Origin of the sequence: Candidatus Palauibacter sp. (assembly GCF_965208055.1) — a bacterium.
Taxonomy (GTDB): domain Bacteria; phylum Gemmatimonadota; class Gemmatimonadetes; order Palauibacterales; family Palauibacteraceae; genus Palauibacter.
On sequence record NZ_CBDBNY010000004.1, the window covers coordinates 2,168,769 to 2,189,581 of the forward strand.

Genomic DNA, 20,813 nt, shown 5'->3' on the forward strand with positions numbered 1-20,813 from the left:
TTCGCGCGGCGACCCGGAGGCGGCGAACGGCGCGGAGCCTGCCGGCTATCCGCTTACGGATGGAAATACCTGGAAGATCCCGCTGGTCGCCGGCGTCTCCACCGCAAGATTCCCTTCCGAATCCAGGATCCACACGTTCACGCGGTACCAGCCCTGGAAGGCGAACGACGTGAGTCGCAGCGTGTCCGTCGCCGATTCTCCCGGATCGAGTTCGACCATGCGTTCGACGATATCCGCCTTCTCGACCGCGGGACCACAATGCAGACGCGGGTTGTAGAGGGCTTCGAACTCCACCTCGAGGTTCGTCACGCCCACGGCCTTGGTCGCGCAGGAGTCCTTGAAGACCGGAGCGCCGGAGACGTTCCGCGTGGTGACGGCGATCGATCCCGAGGGTCCGTACTCGGGCCGGTCCACGCAGACTTCGAGACCGTGTTGCGTCGCGCACAGAGAGGCGGTCGGTCCGGTCGTGTCCTCACCGCATGAGAGGACGAGGGCGGCGGCAAGCACGGACATGGGGAGCCTGCGTGACATCTTCGGTCTCCGGAGGTTCACGGGTTTGCGATCCCTCGGAATCTATGGGAAGGGGGGGCGTGGCGGCACATTTTTCGACGGGTTCATTCGACGGGTTCAGTTGTTGGCTCCCGGGAAGATGACAAAGACGCCGCTCGTGGCCGGCGTGTCGAAAGCCAGGGCCCCGTCCGGCGTCAGAAGCCACACGGTCACGCGATAGAAGTCCTGCGGAGAGTAACCCAATCGCAGGGTGTCCCGGGTCGATGCTCCGGGTTCGAGCCTCACCATGCGCTCGACGACCGCTGCCCGCGTGACCGCTTGGCCGCAGTTCCGCTGCGGATTGTAGGTCGGCCTGAAATCCTCCTCGGAAACCGGCACGGGCTCCGTGGTCGTGCCGCACGCATCCTTGAAGACGGGACGGTCGGACAGGTTGCGCGCGGTGATGAGGATGGACTCGTTGGACCGGTACTCGGGCCGGTCCACGCACACCTCGACGCCGTGCCGTGTGTCGCACAGACTGCCCCGGGGCCCGGTCGCCTCCCCGCTACACGACAGGACAGGCGCGATCGCCGCTGTCAGCACCGCCAAGCCTCGAATCCTCATGGATCTCCCGCGCGTTCGATACCGCGAAATCTAGAGTCGGAGAAGGGTTTCGGCACAGGTGAACTGTTGCCCGTCGGAGCATCGCATCGGACTGTAGGGCGTTGCCGGGGAAAGCCCCGGGGGTCGCTTGGAGCTTCGCACAAGTCACGTGGAGTGGACGGATGAGGGGAAGCCACAGGTGTTCCAACCGGCTGGGCAGTCTGGCCCTGCTCGGCGCGGGACTCGTCGCCGGGCCTGTTCCGTTGATCGCGCAGTCCGGTACGGCGGACGGGGAATGGCGCTACTGGGCCGGAGATGCCGGGTCCACGCGCTACGCGCCGCTTGACCAGATCGACGCCTCGAACGTGGAGGACCTGGAGATCGCGTGGCGCTGGCAGGCGCGCAACTTCGGTCCGACCCCCGAGGGCTATTACCGCGTGACCCCGCTGTACGCGAACGGGACCCTCTATGCCACGGCGGGATTCCGGCGGGCGGCGGTCGCGATCGATCCGGAGACGGGCGAGACGCTCTGGATGTATCGGCTCGACGAGGGCGAGCGCGGCAGGAACGCGCCGCGCGGCAACTCCGGGCGCGGCGTCGGTTACTGGACGGATGGCGTCGAAGAGAGGGTGCTTCTCATCACGCCCGCCTATCACATGGTCTCGCTGGATGCGAAGACCGGCCTCCCCGACCCGGCCTTCGGCGACGGCGGGATCCTGGATCTCAAGCTGGGTCTCGGGCGGGAACTGGATCTGGTGAACGACCGCATCGGCTCGAGTTCTCCCCCGGTCGTCGTCGGAGACGTGATCGTCGTCGGGGCCGCGCTCCCGCAGGGAGGACGTCCTCCGACCAAAGAGATGCCGCCGGGTCACGTGCGGGGGTTCGACGCGCGGACGGGCGAGCAACTATGGACGTTCCACACCATCCCCCAGCCGGGCGATCCCGGCCACGAGACGTGGGAAGGCGAATCCTGGGACTACACCGGCAACGCCGCCGTCTGGACGCCGTTCACCGCGGATCTCGACCTGGGCTACGTCTATCTGCCGGTGGAGGCGGGAACGGGCGACTACTACGGGGGCCATCGCCCCGGCGACAACCTCTACTCGCAGAGCCTCGTGTGCGTGGACGCAAGGACGGGCGAAGTCGTGTGGTATTTCCAGACCGTGCATCATGGCATCTGGGACTTCGATCCGCCGGCCGCGCCCGTTCTGATGGACATTACGGTGGACGGGCGGGAGATCCAGGCTGTCGCGCAGGTGACGAAGCAGGCGTTCACGTACGTATTCGACCGCGTGACGGGCGCGCCGGTGTGGCCGATCGAGGAACGGCCCGTGCCCGCCGGCGACGTGCCGGGGGAATGGTACGCACCCACGCAGCCCTTCCCGACGCTCCCCGTGCCGTTCGACATGCAGGGCGCGACCGAGGATGATCTGATCGACCTCACGCCGGAACTGAAGGCGGAGGCGCTCGAGATCGCGAAGAACCTCACGCTCGGCGAGTTGTTCACGCCGCCGACCGTGCTCGTCGAGGGAGGCAACCAGGGAACCCTCATCACGCCCGGAAGCCTTGGCGGGGCGAACTGGCCGGGCGCGGCGTACGACCCGGAGACACAGCGGCTCTTCGTGGGGTCCGCGACGCGCGGCTCCGTGATCGGACTCGTGAACGATCCCGAATCGTCGAACATGCGCTACATCGCCGGACGTCCCCGGGGCGTCGGCGGCCCCCGGGGCCTGCCCATCCTGAAGCCGCCGTGGGGACGGATCACGGCGCTCGACATGAACACGGGACGGAAGGTGTGGCAGATCGCGAACGACCACACGCCGTCGTTCGTGGAGGAACACCCGGCACTCGAGGGCGTCGACATCCCGCGCACCGGGAGGCCCAGCCGGGCGGGACTCCTCGCGACGAGCACGCTGCTCTTTGCGGGAACGGGCGGGGGGACGATGTCGCCGGATCTCACCGGCCTCCTGCGCGCCCACGACAAGGAGACGGGCGAGATCCTGGCCGAGATCGAACTGCCGTCGCACCAGACCGGCGTCCCGATGACGTACATGCACGAAGGGAAGCAATACATCGTCGCCGCCGTGGCGGGGCGGGGCGTGCCCGGGGAACTCGTCGCCCTGCGGCTCCCCGGCTAGCCAGCCGATCCGGCAACCGGCCAACCGCGAAAAGCCACGGTGCCAGCGCCTTCCGTCGTCCGGGGAACGCCATTTCACGAACGGACCGGTCCGCTCTGCCAGGCCGGCAACTGGCGGCGCTGGGCCGGGCATCTCTCGGCGGGTTCGTACGAGCCCGGTCACGAGCACGAGTACCAGGCCATCCGCTCGGCGTGCGCGGTCATCGATGTCTCGCCGCTCTACAAGTACCGGATCTCGGGCCCGGGCGCGGCGACGCTCGCGAACCGCGTCGTCACCCGGGATGTCGACCGACAGGACGTGGGGCAGGTGTACTACACGCCCTGGTGCGACGCGGCCGGCAAGGTGCGGGACGACGGCACCCTGCACCGGCTTCGCGCCTCCGATTTCCGCCTTACCTCCGCCGAGCCGACGCTGAAGTGGCTGCACGAGAACTCCCGGGGACTCGACGTGGGAATAGAGGAAGAGACGGAGCAGGTGGCCGCGCTCGCCCTCCAGGGGCCTCGTTCGCGCGATTTGCTCCGGCAAATCACCGACGGTGACGTGGCGGAACTCCGCTATTTCCGCGTGATGTCGGCGCGGATCGCCGGGATCGACGCAGAAATCTCACGCACGGGCTACACCGGCGACCTCGGCTACGAGATCTGGGTGGGCGCCGCGGACGCGATTCCGCTGTGGGACGCCATCACGGCCACAGGAGAACCGTTCGGCCTCGCCCCGGCGGGCATGCTCGCCCTGGATATGGCACGCCTCGAGGCCGGCCTGCTCCTCGTCGATGTCGACTTCATCCCGGCCCACCGTGCGGTCATCGAGGACCGGAAGTCGTCTCCGTACGAACTCGGCCTCGGCTGGACCGTGTCGCTCGAGGCGTCGAACTTCGTGGGCCGGGCGGCCCTCCGCGCCGAACGGGCTCGCCCGCCCGCCTGGCGCTGCCGGGGGATCGCCCTCGACTGGGAGTCGCTCGAGGCGGCGTACGCGACCGTCGGCCTCCCGCCGCAACTCCCCGGCACGACCCTGCGCGACAGCGTGCCGCTTTACGCGGGCGGGCGACAGGTGGGATACGCCACGAGCCGGGGCTGGTCGCCGACCCTCAAGACCTATCTGGGACTCGCGCACCTCGAAGCGGCCTCCGCGGCCGTCGGAACCGAACTCGAGATCGAAGTCACCGTCGAGCACCGGCGGCGCCGGGCCCGCGCCGTAGTGGCGAAGACCCCGTTCTTCGACCCCGAGAGGAAACGGGCCACGCCGTGAGTGCAACGAATACGTACGACGCGATCATCGTCGGCGGGGGCCACAACGGCCTCATCAACGCCGCCTATCTTGCCCGGGCGGGACTGCGCGTGGTCGTGCTCGAGCGCCGGCACCTGGTGGGCGGGGCCGCCGTGACGGAGGAGATCTTTCCGGGCTTCAAGTATTCCGTCGCCTCCTACGTCGTAAGCCTGCTGAGGCCCGAGATCATCCGCGATCTGCGACTCGCCCGGCACGGGCTGGAGATCCTCCCTCTCGAGAGCACGGTCACTCCGCTCCCGAACGGCGACTACCTCGGGCGCTGGGCCGACCACGACCAGACGCGACGCGACCTCTATCGCCATTCTCCGAAGGACGCCGAGGCGTACGATGACTTTGCGACGCTCATGTACCAGCTCGCGTGGGCCGTGAAACCCCTCCTCGGCATCGTGCCGCCCGACCCGCTCTCCCCGGGGCCGCGCGATCTGAAGACACTGCTCATGCTGTGGCGGCACGCGCGCGGTCTCGACGAGCAGCAGTTCCACGCGCTCTTCAAACTTGGGACCATGAGCGCGGCCGACTATCTCGACGAGTGGTTCGAATCGGATCCGCTGAAGGCGACGATGTCCGCGAGCGGAATCATCGGAACCTTCCTCGGCCCTCGGTCTCCGGGGACGGCGTACGTCCTTCTCCATCACTACATGGGGGAGATCGACGGCGTGTTCCGCGCGTGGGGATTCGCCCGGGGCGGGAACGGGATGGTCAGCGAGTCCATCGCCTCCTCGGCCAGATCCCGCGGCGCCGAGATCCGGACCGGGGCCACGGTCGAGCGGGTGCTCACGGCGAACGGACGGGCGACGGGCGTCGTCCTGGAGGATGGCGAGGAACTGCGGGCGAAGACCATCGTCTCGGGGGTCGATCCGAAGCGCACCTTCCTCGGCCTGCTCGACCCGGCGGAGCTGCCGGACGATCTCGTGGAGGCGATCCGGCGCTTCCGGATCCGCGGCTCCTCCGGGAAGGTCAACCTCTCGCTGTCGGAGGCGCCGGAGTTCTCCTGCCTGCCCGGCGGCGGCCCCCACCTGCGCGGCGCCTTCTCCATCAGTCCGGGCATCGACTACCTGGAGCGCGCCTACGACGACGCGAAGTACGGAGGATTTTCGCGGCAGCCCTACATGGACATCGTGATTCCGTCCATGATCGACCCGGGGATGGCGCCGCCGGGGCGGCACGTGATGTCGATCTTCGTCCAGTATGCCGCCTTCGACATCGACGGCGGCTGGGACGACGCGAAGCGGGAGGCGTTCGGGGATGCGGTCATCGACACGCTCTCGGAGTACGCGCCGAACCTCAAGGACGCCATCCTCCACCGGCAGGTACTCACGCCGCTGGACATGCAGGAGCAACTCGGGCTCACCGAAGGCAACATCTTCCACGGCGAGCTGACGCCGCAGCAGCTCTTCTTCTTCCGTCCCTCCCCCGCCTGGGCCGACTATCGGACACCCGTGCGGGGATTCTACCAGTGCGGCTCGGGCACGCATCCGGGAGGCGGGGTGTGCGGGGCCTCGGGGCGGCTCGCCGCGCTCGAGATCCTCCGGGACCTGCGGCGGAGAGGCCGGTGAAAGCCTGCGACGCCGTCGTCATCGGAGCGGGCCACAACGGCCTCATCGCCGCCACGTATCTGGCCCGGGCCGGTCTCCGCGTGGTCGTCGTCGAGCGGGGCGAGGCCGCGGGCGGGTGCGCCGCCACGGAGGAGCTTTGGCCCGGGTACCGCGTCGACACGGGCGCGCACAGCCTGACCGGGATCGACCGGCGCGTCACAGCGGACCTCGGTCTCGAGAAGGCGGGACCGGGGGGCGCCGGGCTGGAGATCATGTCTCCCGCTCCCTGCGCCGTGTCGCCGCAGCCGGAGGGGGAGGCGCTCGTCCTGGAGGCGGACCCGGGGCGGACGGCGGATCGGATTCGGCCCTTCTCCGCGCGGGATGCCGCTCGCTGGCCGGAGTTCGTGGGCGCGATGTCGCGGGCGAGCCGAGTCCTCGGCGTGTTGTACGGCGCCCTGCCGCCGCGACTCGCGGGCGCGGATCGTGGCGACCTGTGGGAGCTTTTTCGCCTCGGCGTGAAGATGAACCGGGTGGGCCGGCGGGATGCGCTCGAACTCATGCGGCTTCTCCCGATGACCGTGGAGGAACTGCTCTACGAGTGGTTCGAGAGCGAGGCGCTCAAGGGCGCGCTCGCGGCGGACGGGGTGCGGGGGATCTGTCAGGGGCCGCTCGCTTCGGGTACCGGCTACATGTTCCTGCACCACATGGTGGGCGCGGGCGGGGTCGTCCGGCGAAGGCGCCAGGTGCGCGGCGGCATGGGCGCGCTGGGGGCCGCCCTTCAGCGCGTCGCCGCCGCGGCGGGGGCGGAGGTCCGCCTCGGCCGCGAGGTGGCCTCGATCCGCGTTGAAGATGGGCGCGCGACGGGCATCTCCCTCGCCGGAGGCGGCGAGATTACGGCGTCCCGCATCGTGTCCTCCGCCGATCCCGGCCGCACGTTGCTCGGCCTCGTCGACCCCGGCGAACTGGCCCCCGAGTTCCTCCGCGCGCTGGACAACATCAGGTACCGGGGCGTCGTCGCGAAGGTGCATCTCGCGCTGGGCGAGCCTCCGCGCCTGCGGTCCGGCGACGACGCGGCCCGGGACGCCCTGCTTGCCGGCGCCGCCATCACGGTCGCGCCGAGCATCCACTACATCGAGCGCGCGTACGACCATGCGAAGTACGGCCAGCCCTCGGAGCGGCCGGTCCTCGACGCCGCCCTCACGACCGCGCTCGATCCGTCGCTCGCGCCGGACGGCCGTCACATCCTGTCCGTAGCGGCCCAGTACGCCCCCTTCCGACTGGCCGATGGATCATGGAATGACGAGCGCCGCGCGGCGCTCGGAGACGCGGTCGTCGCGACGCTGGCGGAGCACTTCCCCAACCTCGAAGCGGCGATCCTGCGCCGGCACGTGATGACGCCGGCCGACCTCGCTGCCCGGTTCGCGCTGCCCGAGGGGAACATCCATCACGGCGAGATGACGCTCGACCAGGTCTTCTTCGGACGCCCGACCGCAGGCTGCGCCCGATACCGTACGCCGGTCGACGGACTCTACCTGTGCGGGGCCGGCACGCACCCCGGAGGCGGGCTCAACGGGCGGCCGGGCGCCGCAGCCGCCGCCCGGATCCTCCGCGACAGCAGGTAGTACTGCCTCCTCGACCCGCCCCGGCTTGGCACGAAGTCCGCGCCGACCCCAACTTGCCGGTGCGGCGGATCACCAACGGCACGGCGGGGCCGGAGACGAAACATGCACCATTTCAAGGATTTCAAGAGTTTCCGCGACGCGGAGATCGACTTGTTCCGCCCGCTCACGATCCTCATCGGCCCCAATGGTTCGGGAAAAACCAACGCGCTTGAGGCTATTGAAGTACTCTCGACGATCGCGTCCGGGCAGCCCCTGCACGAGATCGCCGACCTGGGCCGGGAGGCTGCCCTCAATGTTCGCGGAGGCCTCCAAGGCTGCGTGCGACGCGGCAGCGACACGTTTTCGTTGTCCTTCAACGCAAGAATACGATGGCAGCGGCGAGTCCGTGGAATTCGGTATTCCGTATCTGTTAAGCCGCGTCCCGAACCCCGCATCGCCTCCGAGTCTCTGTGGCTCACGAATGACGACATGATGTTGTTCGACACACTCGGAACCGACAGCCCGAGCTCCGCCGACATACGGGTCCGCTACAACAACTTCGCGCAAGGCGGGCGGAAGCCCCAAGCGAGCGCGTCCGCGACGCGTTCCGTGCTCTCTCAGTACGAGCAGTTTGCTGTGAAGAACCGCATGTTGGACGCCTCCCTTCGGCCGATCTCGGCGCTGCGCCGCCATTTGGCCGCTTCCTTCGTGTTCGACCCAAAGCCGCACGTATTGCGCGGGTATGAGCGGATCGGAGACACCGTCCTGCGTCGCGACGGCTCCAACCTCTCCTCGGTCCTCTTCGGCCTCCAAAGCAACGGCTCGGAGGGGCGAGAGATTCTGGATTCGTTATTCGAATCCATCCGCCATGTTCCGGAAGAGCCCTACAGTGAATTCAAGTTCATCGAGACCTCGGCACACGACGTAATGCTTGGATTGCGGGAGCGGGGTTCCGACGCGCCGACCGACGCCCGAGTTCTCTCCGATGGCACGCTTCGCGCTCTCGCCGTGCTCACAGCGGTAGCAACCAGCCCGGAGGGGTCGCGCGTGGTGGTCGAGGAGTTTGACAACGGCCTCCATCCGAGCCGCGTCTCGGCGCTCGTCGCGGCCGTCGCGGACATGGGCGACCAGCGTAGCGTCAACGTGGTGCTCACCACTCACAATCCGGTCACGCTCGACTCCCTGACCGAGGATCAGCAACAGGGCGTGGTCGTTGCGTTTCGATCTTTGAAGGACGGGAGTAGCCAACTACGTCGGCTGGTGAACCTCCCTCGCCACGACGAGTTGCTTGAGCGGGGCACGCTGGGCGGCCTGGTGACGCGCCGAATCATCGATCAGTACCTCGGCGACGACCTCGACCAGGTCCGCGCCAGGCAAATGCGACGCTGGCTGGAGGACCTCGAGTAGTGCGGACCGTCTTCGTCCTCGACACCAGCTATCTTTGCGAGTTGTATCGGGTCCCCGGCTTCCACCGGCCGGAGTTGTCGAAGCAGATCAAGGAACGTATACGGAAACATGAGACGAGCCAGTTCTACGTGCCGCTGGCGTGCCTGTACGAGCTTTGTGATCACATCGGTGACGTCGCCGATGGCGGGCGGAGGCACGAGATCGCCCTCAAGGTCGTTGCCCATGTCGAGACCAGTGCGGCGGACGCTGGGCCGTGGCTCATCGTCCCGGTGGTGGATGTCAAGGCTAAACTGCCGCAATTGTTGCGGGATTTCTCGGCGGACCCCCTCCGTCTACAAATGGGCTTGACGGACTCCACGATTGTGAGCGAGGCACATCGCCTCAAGGAGAAGTACTCCGCTTCTCTCGACTACCGCGTCCACATCTGGACTACGGACACGATACTCAAGGCACACGAGCCAGATCAGGAACCCGACCCGCTGCTTTAGAGAAGCCCCACCTTAGTCTTAGTCCAGGTTGACGCCGCGGCTGATGCGGAAGACGTGACCATCCGGATGGCGGACGTGCATTTCGCGCACGCCCCACGGCATGTCCGTGGGCGGCCATGTGACGTCGAGGCCCCGCTCGACGCACCGCTCATGCACCGCGTCGACATCGTCCACCCACACCGACATCCAGACGCCTTTGTCGGCGGCATCGTCGCCGCCGGGGCCGAACGTTCTTTCGACATCGCTACGGCCCCGGCCGCCCTGGGCGTTCTGGCACAGGAAGATCTGGCAATCCCCGGAGGTGACGCCCCCGAAGTCCGGCGGATCGCCCCAGTCCCAACTCTTCTTCCATCCCAACCGCTCGAACCACGCGAAGCTCTCCTGCAGGTCCGAGACGTTGAGGATCGGGGTCAACCCCTTGGCCAACCAGTCCATCGGCTCCATTGGCCGCCTACCCCAGCAGTGTCGCGACGGCCTCGCGCTCCTGCCGTAGTTCGGCGTCGGTGAGGTCCATGCGTTCGCGGCTGAAATCGTCGATATCGAGGCCGTCCACGACGGAGTAGTCGCCGTCCGAGCAGGTCACGGGATGCGAGTAGACGACGCCTTCCGCCACGCCGTAGCGGCCATCCGCGTGGACCGCCATGCTCGTCCAATCCCCCTCCGGCGTGCCGTGTACCCACGTCCGCACGTGGTCGATCGCGGCCGACGCCGCCGAAGCCGCGGACGAGGCGCCGCGCGCCTGGATGATCTCGGCGCCTCGCTTCTGCACCTTCGGGATGAACGTGTCCCGATACCAGGTCTCGTCGACGAGATCGAGCGCCGGCGCGCCCGCCACCGTACACCGGCTGATGTCGGGGTACTGCGTGGCGGAGTGGTTGCCCCAGATCGTCATGCGCCGGATCTCCGTCGCGTGCGTCCCCGTCTTCTCGGCCAACTGGCTGATCGCGCGGTTGTGGTCGAGGCGGGTCATGGCCGCGAACTGCCGGCGGTCGAGCTTCGGTGCGTTCGCCGCAGCAATCAGGCAGTTCGTGTTCGCCGGGTTCCCGACCACGAGGACGCGCACGTCGGGCGAGGCGCGGTCGCTCAGCGCGCGCCCCTGCGGGCCGAAGATTCTCCCGTTGTCGGCCAGGAGGTCCCCGCGTTCCATCCCCGGTCCGCGCGGCTTGGCGCCCACGAGCAGTGCGTAGTCGACGCCCTCGAACCCCTCGTTCGCATCCGCGGTCCCGACGATGCCGCGCAGGAGCGGGAAGGCGCAGTCGTTGAGTTCCATTTCGACACCCCGCAGCGCATCGAGCGCGGGCGGGATCTCCAGGAGTTGCAGGGTGACGGGCCGGTCCGGCCCCAGCATGTCGCCAGCCGCGATCCGGAAGGCGAGGGCGTATCCGATATTTCCTGCGGCCCCCGTGATGGCGACCCGCGCTGGTGCAGTCATGTCGTCTCCGCACGTTGTGTTTGAAGTTGTGTTTGAAGTTGTGTTTGAATCTGTCCCCGGCGCCGATACGCTCGGGGGAGCGCCAAACTCACAGGAGCGACTCCTCAAGTCCAGCGCGAATCCGGGCGGGCGCGGCGGAAGCGGTGTGCGCGGTCTCGCGTCGGGGCCCATGGCGTGGCAACTTCGGCGCTTCTCGAACCCCGGGGGGCATTTTCATCCGCGAACTCGTGCGCGACCTCATCGCGAACTCATGAGCGACAACGCTCACATGACTCGCCTCATGGCGGTACTGCTCGCGCTTTGCATCGTCCTGCTCGGCCTGCTCCTGGTGGCGGTCGTCGCGGGGGCCGGCCGCGCCGCCGCGCTCCCCCATCCGGAGCACGCCCCCATGCTGGTCGGGGTCGACGCGGGCGCACTCGGCACGCCGGCGTGGGCCGCGTATGTCGCCGGCGTCGTCATGCTCGGGACCATGTGGGTCACGATGCTGATCGGGTTCCGCCGCGGGCACTGGATCCACCGCGCGGTCAACGCGTGGATGGTCGGCTACGTCCTCCTCTTCGTCATCCTCATGTGGTCCTTCGACGCCTATGCCGCCGGCCGCACGACGATCGTCCTGGGTTTCACGGCTCCGACTTCCCTGCTGGTGTACGGGCTCACGCTCGCGCCGTGGATCCCTCTGCTGGCGATCACCTGGAAGTTCGAGGACGCCTACTTCGGCCCCCGGGAGCAGGCGCGTTTCGACGAGATCCTCGCGGAGGCGAAGGGCCGGCGCCATCCCGCTCGCGGCGACTCCGACCACCGCGACGGCGGTAAATAGCGGCCGTGGAGGCGAATCGCGCCCTGATCACGCTGCTCGCGGTCATCGCGTACCTGGCGCTCTGCGTCGGCATCGGACTGTGGTCGCTCCGGCGCACGAAGTCGGCCGGCGATTTCTTCGTGGCGGGACGCAGGCTGGGAGTGTTCGTCACCGCGTTCGCGATCTTTTCGAGCACGATGAGCGGGTTCGGCTTCGTAGGCGGCCCCGGGCTCATGTACTCGATGGGGACGAGTTCGATCTGGATTCTCGGCACGATCGTCATCTCCAACATCATCGTGCTGAACCTGGTGGCGAAGCGGATCCGCATGGTGTCCGAGCTTCGCGAGTGCGTGTCGCTGCCGGACGTGGCGGCCGCCCGCTACGGCAAACGGTCCGTGCGCGCGTCCGTGGCGGTCGTGATCCTGCTCGGCGTGCTGGGATACCTCGCGACGCAGATCCTGGCGATGTCGATCGTGCTGCAGGGCGTGCTGTCCGACGCGGGCGTGTTCCAGCAGCCCAGCCTCGCGCTCTGCGTCGCCATCTCCTGCTCCGTCCTCATCTTCTATTCGGTCACCGGAGGGATCGTCGCGTCGGTCTATACGGACGTGATCCAGGGCGCGATCATGATCGTCGCCTCCTCGCTCGTGTTCATCACCGTGCTCGGCACGTTCGAGGGCGGGCTGGGCGAGATCAGCCGGATCGTGGCAGCGGACGATCGCGCGGCGGGCGGGCCCTGGGGCACGATCGGCATCATGGGCGCGCTCGCCTGGTTCTTCGTGTTCGGCATCGGCGTGGGCGGGCAGCCCCACATCATCACGAAGTTCATGATGCTCAAGAGCCTGAAGGAACTGCGCTACGTGATCCCGCTCGGCGTCCTCGCCTACAGCTTCGCGGCGCTGCTCTGGATCGGGATCGGCTTCGCGATGCGCGCGCTGGTGATTACGGGCGCGCATCCCGCGCTCGCGACCCCGGACGCCGCCTCCGCGGAGTTCCTTCAGACCTTCACCCACCCGTTGCTCGCAGGCGTCGTCTTCGCAGCGCTGCTCGCGGCGATCATGTCCACCGCGGACGCGTTCCTGAACATCGGCGCCGCCGCCGTCATGCACGATCTGCCGATCGCGATCCGGGGGCGTTCGCTCGGGAACGAACTCGTGTGGGCGCGGGTCATCACGGCCGTACTCGCGCTCGCGGCCGCGCTCATCGCGCTCTATTCGGGCGATCTCGTGGCGCTTCTCGGCGCCTTCGGCTGGGGGACGTTCGCGGCCGGCCTCCTCCCGGTCCTCGCGATCGGGCTGAACTGGAAGCGGGCCAATGCGCTCGCCGCCAACGTCGCGATCATCAGCAGCCTCCTCGTCAACTTCGGCCTCCGCGGCCTCGGCATCCGCCTTCCCTACGGCGTCGACCACGGCGCCGCCGCGCTCGTCGTGTCCCTCGTCCTCTTCCTCTCCATCTCCTTCCTCACCAGACCCGAACCCATGCCCCAGGACATCCGGCGCGTGATGGACCTCTGACCGCGGCGTCCCGAAACCTCCGGCCGAGAGGCCCGTAGACTCTGCGGAAGGCCCGGTCCGCGCCGGGCCGTCCAGGACGACGAGGGGTCGGCGAAGGATGTCCAAGAACACCGTAGCTCATCTTTCCGGCGTGACCCATCGATACGGGTCCGTGGTCGCTTTGGAGGAGGTGGATCTCGAGGTTCGGCGCGGCGAGGTGCTGGCAGTGCTGGGTCCCAACGGGGCGGGCAAGACGACCGCGATCCATCTGCTGCTCGGGAGCCTGCCCGTGCAGACCGGAGCAGCAACCGTCTTCGGGCGGCGACCCGACGCTCCCGGGGTTCGAGCGCGGCGCGGCGCGATGCTCCAGATCTCCGGGGTACCCGACACGCTGACCGTAGGCGAACACATCGACCTGTTCCGCGCCTACTATCCCGCTCCGCTCCCGGCTTCCCGTCTGCTCGCCATGGCTGGGATCGAGGGGCTGGAGAGACGGAGGTTCGGCAAGCTCTCCGGGGGACAGAAGCAGCGGGTCCTGTTCGCCCTCGCCCTGTGTGGCGACCCGGAGCTTGTATTCCTCGATGAACCCACCGCGGGCCTCGATGTGGAAGTCCGGCGCGGGCTGTGGGAGGAGATTCGCCGGCACCGCGAGTCCGGCCGGACCACCGTTCTGACGACGCACTATCTCGAGGAGGCCGACGCGCTCGCGGATCGCATCGTCGTCCTCCATCGCGGGCGCGTCATCGCGGAAGGCGCGCCGTCGACGATCAAGTCCCGCACCGCCGCGCGCCGGGTCCGCTGCGTGACCCGCGTTACGGCAGACACCGTGAGGTCGGTGCCCGGCGTCGTCAGATCCGAGACCAGAGGCCAGCACCTCGAGGTCCTGACCTCCCGCCCCGAGGCGCTGGTTCGCGAACTCCTCGACGGGGATCCGGACCTCCACGACCTGACCGTGGTCGGCGCCGGACTGGAAGAGGCCTTCCTCGCTCTCACACGAGAGTCCGACGAACCGGAACCGGTCCAGTGACGGCGGCGAGACTGGCCCGTCGCTGGCGCATCTACGTGCTGGAGGCCCGGTACCAGTTCCTGATGGTGCTGCGGGAGCCCGGCTTCGCGATCCCGACGCTGCTCTTCCCGCTGATCTTCTACCTGTTCTTCGGCGTGGTCATGGGCGCGGGGAGCTTTTCCGTCGCCGCGCCCACGTACATGCTGGCGACGTACAGCGTTTTCGGCGTCATGGGCCCTTCGTTGTTCGGTTTCGGCGCCGGGCTCGCCATGGAACGCGACTCGGGCGTCCTCCTCCTCAAACGGACCACGCCAATGCCGGCGGGGGCCTATCTGCTCGCCAAGGTGGCGATGGCGATCGCCTTCGGAGCGGCCGTCGTGCTGGGGATCTTCCTTCTCGGTGCCTATGGGGCCGGCGTGGTGCTGTACCGCTGGCAATGGTTCGCGCTCGCCGGAGTCGTGCTCGCCGGAGTGATCCCCTTCTGCGCTCTGGGGCTCGCCGTCGGGGCGTGGTCGAGGGGGCGGGCCGCAGTGGCCATCACCAACCTCGTGTTCCTTCCCATGGCGATGCTGTCCGGACTTTGGATCCCGATCACGGTCTTTCCGGCGGCCCTGCAGGACATCGCCAACGCGTTGCCGGCCTACCACCAGGCGCAGCTTGCGCTCAAGATCATCGCCATGGATGGGGGACAGCCCACGCTGCTTCACGTCTCGGTGCTCGGCCTTCAATCGCTCGTCTTTCTCGCCGTCGCCGCATTCGGGTTCCGGCGGGCGGGGACCGGCGCCGTCTCGATTCGCCCGGGAGGAATGTCATGAAGGCAGAGAACCGATCCGGTATCCGAAGCCTGTGGATTCTTGTAGCCGCCGTCGGGGGATTCGTCGCCGCATTGGCCACGCTCCCGGTTCCGGGTGACGCGGCCGCCCCGGGACAGGAGGCGCCGGAGGAGAGCTTCGCGATCGTGGACGTGACGCTGTTCGACGGCGAATCGTTCGGACGGAGTCAGGATGTCTGGATCGAAGACGGTCGCGTGCGCGCACTCGGGCCGAGGCTGCGGCTGCCGGCGGACCTGCCGCGCGTGGACGGGCGCGGCCACACGCTGCTGCCCGGCTTCATCGACGGTCACGTCCACACGTTCGGCGGGACGCTCGGGGACGCGGTGCGCTTCGGCGTGACCTCCGTCCTCGACCAGTTCACCGACCCCGCCCTCCTGACCGGAGCACGGACCGCCCGGGATGAGATCGCGCGCACGACCGAAGCCGATCTCTTCTCGGCGGGGATGCTGGCGACGGCGCCCGGCGGTCACGGCACGCAGTTCGGACTGGCGGTGGAGCCCCTGACGGACCCCGCGAACGCCGCCGCCTGGGTGCGGGCGCGGAAGGAGGAAGGTTCCGACTGGATCAAGATCGTTTCCGAAGACGGGGGTGCCTACCGCGGGGAGATCCCGTCTCTCGACCGTGAGACGATCGGAGCGCTCATCGCCGCCGCCCATGCCGAGGACCTGCTGGCCGTCGTGCACGTGAGCGCGCTCCAACCGGCGCTCGACGCGGTCGCTCTGGGGGCCGACGGTCTCGTCCACGTCTGGATCGACGCCGTCATCTCCGAAGACGACGCCCGCCGGTTCGCGGAGGCAGGGGTCTTCGTCGTTCCCACGCTGTCCGTCATCGCCGGCATGTTCGGCGACTCCACGGGCTTGCGGATCCTGGCCGAGACCGACGAGTCGCTCCTCTCGCCGATGCAGAGGCAGACGCTGAGCGATCCTTCGCTGCTGCGTGCGGGAGCCGGCGCCGAGGTGGCCCTCGAGAACGTGCGCCGTCTGCACACGGCCGGCGTGCGGATCGTCGCCGGAACCGATACGCCGAATCCCGGGACGGCCACCGGCATCTCGATGCACGGAGAGCTTCGCCTCCTGGCGGGCGCCGGGCTTGGAAGCGCGGAGGTGCTCGCCTCGGCGACCTCCGGGGCCGCGGACGCGTTCGGCATCCCCGAGCGCGGTCGAATCGCCGAGGGCTACGTGGCCGACCTCGTGCTCGTGCGGGGCGACGCCGAGGGTGACGTGTCCCGCACCACGGACATCGTCACGATCTGGAAGGACGGCTATCCGGTCGTGCGCGAGGCCGTCGCGACGACGTTCTCGCCGGACATCGCGCCGGCGCCGGAGGGGGCGGTCCTGGTCGATTTCGAGGACGGCATCGACTCCGGCTTCGGGTTCGGCTGGCAGGTGACGACGGACGCGATGAACGGGGGCGCTTCGACAGCGGAACTGGCCGTGGAGGATGGCGCGCTCGTCGTGAGCGGCGAAACGAAGGTCGGGTTCGCGTTCCCGTGGGCGGGCGCCATCTGGTTTCCCGGCCCGCAACCGATGCAGGCGGTGGATTTCTCCGGCCGCGGCGTCCTGCGCTTCCGCACCCGCGGGGACGGACGGAGCTACACCGTGATGCTGTTCGGCGCGGGGGTTGGGACCACCGTGCCACCCACGGTCCCCTTCGTCGCCGGGCCGGAGTGGGCCGTGGTCGAGATTCCGCTCGAGAGCTTCGCCACCGCCGATCCGTCGATCATCGCCGGCCTGGCGTTCGTGGCCCAGGCGCCGCTCGGATCGTTCGCCTTCGAACTGGACGACGTGGAGATCCGTTAGAGCCTCTGCGCCGCAACCCGTCGTGGGGTTTTCTAAACCTGGCGGCCACTCTTTCTCGCTGACCCCCGGCGGCGATCAGCGGACGCCGACCTGGCCGGCGACGGCGGCGGTCAGCTTTTCGGGGTCGTAGCCGAGGCCATCCTTGAACACGATGCGGACGTTGCGGATGTCGGAGGGCCTGAGTTCGATATCGCCCTCGATCACGACGAGATCGGCGAGTTTGCCGGGGACGACCGTTCCCAGTTCGTCGTCGAGGCCCAGGATGATGGCCCCGTTCGCGCTCATGATGCGGACGGCCGCAGCCGGTTCGAAGCCCGCCTCGACGAGAATCTCGAAGTTGCGCTGGTCGCCGTAGCCGGGCAGCGCGCCCCAGGCCGGATCCACTCCCGCCGCCAGCACGCCTCCCGCCTCGACGAAGGCAAGCTCGAAGTCGAGCAGGTTCTCGAACAGGTCGATCATCCACGGCATCTCCGTCGTCCGGAAGATCGACCGTCGCTCCATCTCCGCCTCCACGACGTGGTCGGGGAGCGCCTCCAGGTCGCGCTCCGTGAGGTCGGGTACGAGCGGCGTGGCCTGCTCGGCGACTGCCAGCGTGGACGTCATGGCGACGCCCGCAGCGACCATCTCGGAGATCGTCTCCGCCACGCGGGGATCGTCCATGTCGAGCTCGGCGATGCTTCGCTGGTAGTTGGGGCTGCATCGGTCCGGCTCGCGGGTCGTGTCGTACTCGGAGTTCGCCCACAGGCCGTGCTCGAGGTTGTCGATCCCGAGCGCCGTCGCCTCGCGGAAGCCCACCGAGCACAGGTGCGCCGTCACCTTCATGCCCTGCCGGTGCGCCTCATCGATGATCGTGCCGAGCGCCTCTCGGGTGATCTGCGTGTAGGCCTTGATCCACTCGGCCCCCTCCGCGGCCCAGTAGCGCACGTACCGGCGCGCCGTCTCCTCGTCGCGGATCGCGTACATCCCGAGATCCCGGAGCCGCTCGTCGGGACCGGGGCTGATGACGTACGGGGCCGTAATGAGGATCCGGGGACCCGGCGTCTCTCCCCGCTCGACGGCGCCCTTCAGCGAGAGATCCTGGTACGGCGCGACGCTTCCCGTCGTCCGCACGGTGGTGACCCCGGCCCCGAGGTAGAGGCGCGGACCCGAGTACTGCATCTGCGAGGCGCGCGGCGTGGACTGGTAGTAGAACATGTGGTTGTGGAGCCCGACCATCCCCGGCATGACCGAGTGGCCTTCCAGGTCCAGCCGCTCGGCGCCCGGAGGGATCTCGACCTCGCCCGCCGCGCCCACGCTCTCGATCCGGTTTCCGCGGATGACGATGGTCTGCCCGGAGCGGGCGGGCCCGCCGGCGCCGTCGAAGAGGAGGACGTTCTCGAGCGCTACCACGGACGAGGAGACGGCGAGATAGGACCTCACTTCTTCAGAAAGGGCCTCGCGGTCCTGACCCGCCGCCGGCATCCCGGCCCAGAGGAAGATCGTCACCACCCCGGGCATCCACGTTCCTCCGCGCGCTCCCCGTCGCATGGCATCCTCCTTGTGTCGAGCCGAGATCTTCTTCAGCGTAGATGGTGCCCTCGGGGCCGGAAAGACCCGAGCGAGCCGGAACCCGACGTGGATCGAAGGAGCTTCGCCGTGCGCGCTGTCAGAGCCTCGCTGGTCCTTGGCTGGATGTTGGTTGCCGCAACTCCTCTTGCCGCGCAGGATCGGTGGCTGGCGATCGAGGGAGGCACCGTATTCGACGGCACGGGAGCCGTTCACGAGAACGCGACGGTGCTGGTGCGAGGGGACCGGATCGAGGGCATCGGTCCGGCGGGTCAGATCGAGATCCCCGCCGGAGCGGAACGGATCGATGCGACCGGTAAGTTCCTGACGCCGGGATTCATCGACCTTCACTTCCATTATTCCCCGGGGCCGCATGCTTCGATCGACGGGACGGGGACCGACGCCAACCCGGAACTGCCGCTCCTCTTCCTGGCCAACGGCGTCACCACGCAGCGGGAGATGGGGCAGTGGATCAACGATAACGAGAACTGGCTCACCACTGTGCGAACGCTGGGGCTTGCGGCGCCGCGGCTCCTCTATTCCGGCCCGATCCTCGACGGGCGGGACACGGCCTATCCCACGATCTCCCGCGTCCTGCTGGACGAGATGGACGCGCGGATGGCGGCGAACGAACTCATGGATGCGGGCGCGACGTCCCTGAAGGTGTATTTCCGGCTCTCGCTCGCCCAGGTCGCGGCCATCATCGAGGAAGCCGACCGCCGCAACGTGCCGGTGCACGGCCACCTCGAGATCGTCGACCCCATCGCCGCGATCCGGCTCGGACTAGGAGCTTGCGCCGTAGAAGCCGATGGTGCGGCGCGGTTCGGCTGGCTATGGTGATGCCGTGCTGTGACGGGTTCACGTTCGGCGCGGGGAGTTGGCGATGAGTGCGAGGTCTCTACCGTACGATCCGGAGAGGATGAGGACGAGGTTCCGTCCGTACGATCCGGACCAGCAGTTGCTGCTGCCTCAGGATCTTCGTGAGTGGGTGCCGGCGGGGCACTTGGCGCATCATGTGAGCGATCTGGTGGACGCGGCGGACCTGTCGGCTTTCTACGCGCGTTACGAGGGGGACGGGCGGCGGCGGAGTCCGTACGATCCGCGGATGATGGTGAAGGTGCTGGTGTACGGGTACGCGACGGGGGTGTTTTCGTCTCGGAAGCTGGCGCGGAAGCTGGAGGAGGACGTGCCGCTCAGGATGCTGGCGGCGGGGAACTTTCCGGCGCACCGGACGCTGTGCGAGTTCCGGAAGAGGAACCTGAAGGCGTTCGGTGCGTTGTTCGCGGAGGTGGTGCTTCTGGCGCGGGAACTGGGTCTGGCGGGGTTGGGCCGGGTGGCGGTGGACGGGACGAAGGTTCGGGCGAACGCGAGCAAGCGGAAGGCGATGAGCTACGGGCGGATGGGTCCGGAGGAGGCGCGCCTGGAGGCGGAGATCGCGGAGTTGCTGGCGCGTGCGGAGGCGGCCGACGCGGAGGAGGACGAGCGGCACGGGGAGGACGTTCGGGGCGACGAGCTGCCGAAGGAGTTGAAGCGGCGGGAGGACCGGCTGGCGGCGATCCGGGCGGCGCAGGCTCGTCTGGAGGCGGAGGCCCGCGAGCGCGACGACGCGCGGGGCCGGGAGCCGGAGTGGGATCGCAACCCGAAGGGGGGGAGTCCGTACAAGCTGGACTACGGGGAGCCGGAGGCGGACTCGCAGACGAACTTCACGGATCCGGAGAGCCGGATCATGCGGACGAGCACGGAGGGCTACCAGCAGTGCTACAACGCGCAGGCGGTGGTCGACGGCGAGAGCCAGCTGGTGTTGGGGGCGGAGGTGACCGACAACGCGAGCGACCAGGGGCAGTTGGTGGAACGGGTTGACGAGGTGTCCGGGCGGTTGGGGGAGACGCCGGGCGAGGTGCTGGCCGACGCGGGCTACTCGAACGAGGAGGACCTGGCGGCTCTGGATGCGCGGGGGATCGACGGCTACGTGGCGCTGGGCCGGGAGGGCGGGGCGGCCGCGGAGCCCGACCCGGAGACGTGCCCGGCGAGGGCGCGCATGGCGAAGAGGCTGAAGACTCCGGAGGGCCGGGCGGTGTACGCGAAGCGCAAGTGGATCGCGGAGGCTCCCATCGGGTGGATCAAGGAGGCGATGGGGTTCCGGCGGTTCAGCATGAGGGGCCTGGAGAACGTGCGCGGCGAGTGGGATCTCGTGTGTCTGGCGCTCAACGTGCGGCGCCTCCACATCCTTCGGGCCGCGTGAGGGGCCGGAAACCCGTGTCGGGCGTTCCCCGGGGCACAAGAAGGGGTCCGCGACCCCGCCCGAACGCCGCCCGCCGGGCCGTCTCCCCGCCAACAACGCGTTCCCGCCCGGAAAACGACCGA

Annotated in this window: 18 protein-coding genes; 13 read left to right on the plus strand and 5 right to left on the minus strand. The window is 68.5% G+C overall.

Going from position 1 to position 20,813, the window contains the following annotated elements:
• Positions 1-45 precede the first annotated feature (45 nt).
• Together ACOGXI_RS09555 and ACOGXI_RS09560 are read right to left on the minus strand one after the other, a co-directional pair.
• On the minus strand, positions 46-531 hold the full coding sequence (locus ACOGXI_RS09555; protein WP_419938627.1) for a hypothetical protein: 486 nt from the start codon (positions 529-531) through the stop codon (positions 46-48).
• A gap of 96 nt (positions 532-627) precedes the next feature.
• Complete coding sequence (locus tag ACOGXI_RS09560; protein ID WP_419938628.1) at positions 628-1,113, minus strand: hypothetical protein; 486 nt, start codon at positions 1,111-1,113, stop codon at positions 628-630.
• A 161-nt stretch (positions 1,114-1,274) separates the two neighbouring features.
• On the opposite strand from ACOGXI_RS09560, the gene ACOGXI_RS09565 reads away from it, so the two are divergent.
• The 6 genes from ACOGXI_RS09565 to ACOGXI_RS09590 all read left to right on the plus strand — a co-directional run bounded on the left by ACOGXI_RS09565 (position 1,275) and on the right by ACOGXI_RS09590 (position 9,548).
• Entirely contained in the window at positions 1,275-3,230 is a 1,956-nt protein-coding gene (locus tag ACOGXI_RS09565) for a PQQ-binding-like beta-propeller repeat protein (protein ID WP_419938629.1), read from the plus strand.
• A 39-nt stretch (positions 3,231-3,269) separates the two neighbouring features.
• A complete protein-coding gene (locus ACOGXI_RS09570) occupies positions 3,270-4,478 on the plus strand; it encodes an aminomethyltransferase family protein (RefSeq protein ID WP_419938630.1) in 1,209 nt (402 codons plus the stop codon).
• The gene (locus tag ACOGXI_RS09575; RefSeq protein WP_419938631.1) at positions 4,475-6,073 is read left to right on the plus strand and encodes a phytoene desaturase family protein; all 1,599 of its coding nucleotides are present in this window, start codon (positions 4,475-4,477) and stop codon (positions 6,071-6,073) included. The genes ACOGXI_RS09570 and ACOGXI_RS09575 overlap by 4 nt, the downstream gene beginning before the upstream one ends.
• Positions 6,070-7,674 (plus strand): phytoene desaturase family protein, encoded by a 1,605-nt coding sequence (locus ACOGXI_RS09580; protein WP_419938632.1) that lies wholly within the window; start codon positions 6,070-6,072, stop codon positions 7,672-7,674. The genes ACOGXI_RS09575 and ACOGXI_RS09580 overlap by 4 nt, the downstream gene beginning before the upstream one ends.
• A 102-nt stretch (positions 7,675-7,776) precedes the next feature.
• Positions 7,777-9,060: an AAA family ATPase gene (locus tag ACOGXI_RS09585; protein WP_419938633.1), complete on the plus strand. Its 1,284-nt coding sequence runs from the start codon at positions 7,777-7,779 to the stop codon at positions 9,058-9,060.
• Positions 9,060-9,548 (plus strand): hypothetical protein, encoded by a 489-nt coding sequence (locus ACOGXI_RS09590; RefSeq protein ID WP_419938634.1) that lies wholly within the window; start codon positions 9,060-9,062, stop codon positions 9,546-9,548. Before ACOGXI_RS09585 ends, ACOGXI_RS09590 begins: the two co-directional genes overlap by 1 nt.
• 18 nt (positions 9,549-9,566) lie before the next feature.
• On the opposite strand, the gene ACOGXI_RS09595 is transcribed toward ACOGXI_RS09590, so the two are convergent.
• Positions 9,567-9,992, minus strand: a complete 426-nt coding sequence (locus ACOGXI_RS09595) for a bleomycin resistance family protein (protein WP_419938635.1) — start codon at positions 9,990-9,992, stop codon at positions 9,567-9,569.
• A gap of 7 nt (positions 9,993-9,999) precedes the next feature.
• Positions 10,000-10,980: a malate dehydrogenase gene (locus ACOGXI_RS09600; RefSeq protein WP_419938636.1), complete on the minus strand. Its 981-nt coding sequence runs from the start codon at positions 10,978-10,980 to the stop codon at positions 10,000-10,002.
• Between the two features lie 250 nt (positions 10,981-11,230).
• Between ACOGXI_RS09600 and ACOGXI_RS09605 the strand changes: the two genes are divergently transcribed.
• The 5 genes from ACOGXI_RS09605 to ACOGXI_RS09625 all read left to right on the plus strand — a co-directional run bounded on the left by ACOGXI_RS09605 (position 11,231) and on the right by ACOGXI_RS09625 (position 16,904).
• Positions 11,231-11,797 (plus strand): hypothetical protein, encoded by a 567-nt coding sequence (locus tag ACOGXI_RS09605; protein ID WP_419938637.1) that lies wholly within the window; start codon positions 11,231-11,233, stop codon positions 11,795-11,797.
• Between the two features lie 5 nt (positions 11,798-11,802).
• Complete coding sequence (locus ACOGXI_RS09610) at positions 11,803-13,287, plus strand: sodium:solute symporter family transporter (protein WP_419938638.1); 1,485 nt, start codon at positions 11,803-11,805, stop codon at positions 13,285-13,287.
• A 97-nt stretch (positions 13,288-13,384) separates the two neighbouring features.
• Positions 13,385-14,293 carry an ABC transporter ATP-binding protein gene (locus ACOGXI_RS09615; RefSeq protein ID WP_419938639.1) on the plus strand — a complete coding sequence of 303 codons (909 nt, stop codon included), beginning with the start codon at positions 13,385-13,387 and terminating at the stop codon, positions 14,291-14,293.
• Positions 14,290-15,087 carry an ABC transporter permease gene (locus ACOGXI_RS09620; protein WP_419938640.1) on the plus strand — a complete coding sequence of 266 codons (798 nt, stop codon included), beginning with the start codon at positions 14,290-14,292 and terminating at the stop codon, positions 15,085-15,087. Before ACOGXI_RS09615 ends, ACOGXI_RS09620 begins: the two co-directional genes overlap by 4 nt.
• The gene (locus ACOGXI_RS09625) at positions 15,084-16,904 is read left to right on the plus strand and encodes a CIA30 family protein (RefSeq protein WP_419938641.1); all 1,821 of its coding nucleotides are present in this window, start codon (positions 15,084-15,086) and stop codon (positions 16,902-16,904) included. Before ACOGXI_RS09620 ends, ACOGXI_RS09625 begins: the two co-directional genes overlap by 4 nt.
• Before the next feature lie 75 nt (positions 16,905-16,979).
• Here ACOGXI_RS09625 and ACOGXI_RS09630 read toward each other — a convergent pair whose 3' ends face one another.
• On the minus strand, positions 16,980-18,431 hold the full coding sequence (locus tag ACOGXI_RS09630) for an amidohydrolase family protein (RefSeq protein ID WP_419938642.1): 1,452 nt from the start codon (positions 18,429-18,431) through the stop codon (positions 16,980-16,982).
• 108 nt (positions 18,432-18,539) lie between these two features.
• Here ACOGXI_RS09630 and ACOGXI_RS09635 point away from each other — a divergent pair, with 108 nt between their 5' ends.
• On the plus strand, positions 18,540-19,289 hold the full coding sequence (locus tag ACOGXI_RS09635; RefSeq protein WP_419938643.1) for an amidohydrolase family protein: 750 nt from the start codon (positions 18,540-18,542) through the stop codon (positions 19,287-19,289).
• A gap of 79 nt (positions 19,290-19,368) precedes the next feature.
• Positions 19,369-20,691, plus strand: a complete 1,323-nt coding sequence (locus ACOGXI_RS09640) for an IS1182 family transposase (RefSeq protein ID WP_419937292.1) — start codon at positions 19,369-19,371, stop codon at positions 20,689-20,691.
• Positions 20,692-20,813 lie beyond the last annotated feature (122 nt).

Coding starts and splice junctions, on each gene's coding strand:
- ACOGXI_RS09555 (WP_419938627.1), bottom strand. CDS start 531: ATGTCACGCAGGCTCCCCATGTCCGTGCTTGCCGCCGCCCTCGTCCTC.
- ACOGXI_RS09560 (WP_419938628.1), bottom strand. CDS start 1,113: ATGAGGATTCGAGGCTTGGCGGTGCTGACAGCGGCGATCGCGCCTGTC.
- ACOGXI_RS09565 (WP_419938629.1), top strand. CDS start 1,275: ATGAGGGGAAGCCACAGGTGTTCCAACCGGCTGGGCAGTCTGGCCCTG.
- ACOGXI_RS09585 (WP_419938633.1), top strand. CDS start 7,777: ATGCACCATTTCAAGGATTTCAAGAGTTTCCGCGACGCGGAGATCGAC.
- ACOGXI_RS09595 (WP_419938635.1), bottom strand. CDS start 9,992: ATGGAGCCGATGGACTGGTTGGCCAAGGGGTTGACCCCGATCCTCAAC.
- ACOGXI_RS09600 (WP_419938636.1), bottom strand. CDS start 10,980: ATGACTGCACCAGCGCGGGTCGCCATCACGGGGGCCGCAGGAAATATC.
- ACOGXI_RS09605 (WP_419938637.1), top strand. CDS start 11,231: ATGAGCGACAACGCTCACATGACTCGCCTCATGGCGGTACTGCTCGCG.
- ACOGXI_RS09615 (WP_419938639.1), top strand. CDS start 13,385: ATGTCCAAGAACACCGTAGCTCATCTTTCCGGCGTGACCCATCGATAC.
- ACOGXI_RS09625 (WP_419938641.1), top strand. CDS start 15,084: ATGAAGGCAGAGAACCGATCCGGTATCCGAAGCCTGTGGATTCTTGTA.
- ACOGXI_RS09630 (WP_419938642.1), bottom strand. CDS start 18,431: ATGCGACGGGGAGCGCGCGGAGGAACGTGGATGCCCGGGGTGGTGACG.
- ACOGXI_RS09640 (WP_419937292.1), top strand. CDS start 19,369: ATGAGGACGAGGTTCCGTCCGTACGATCCGGACCAGCAGTTGCTGCTG.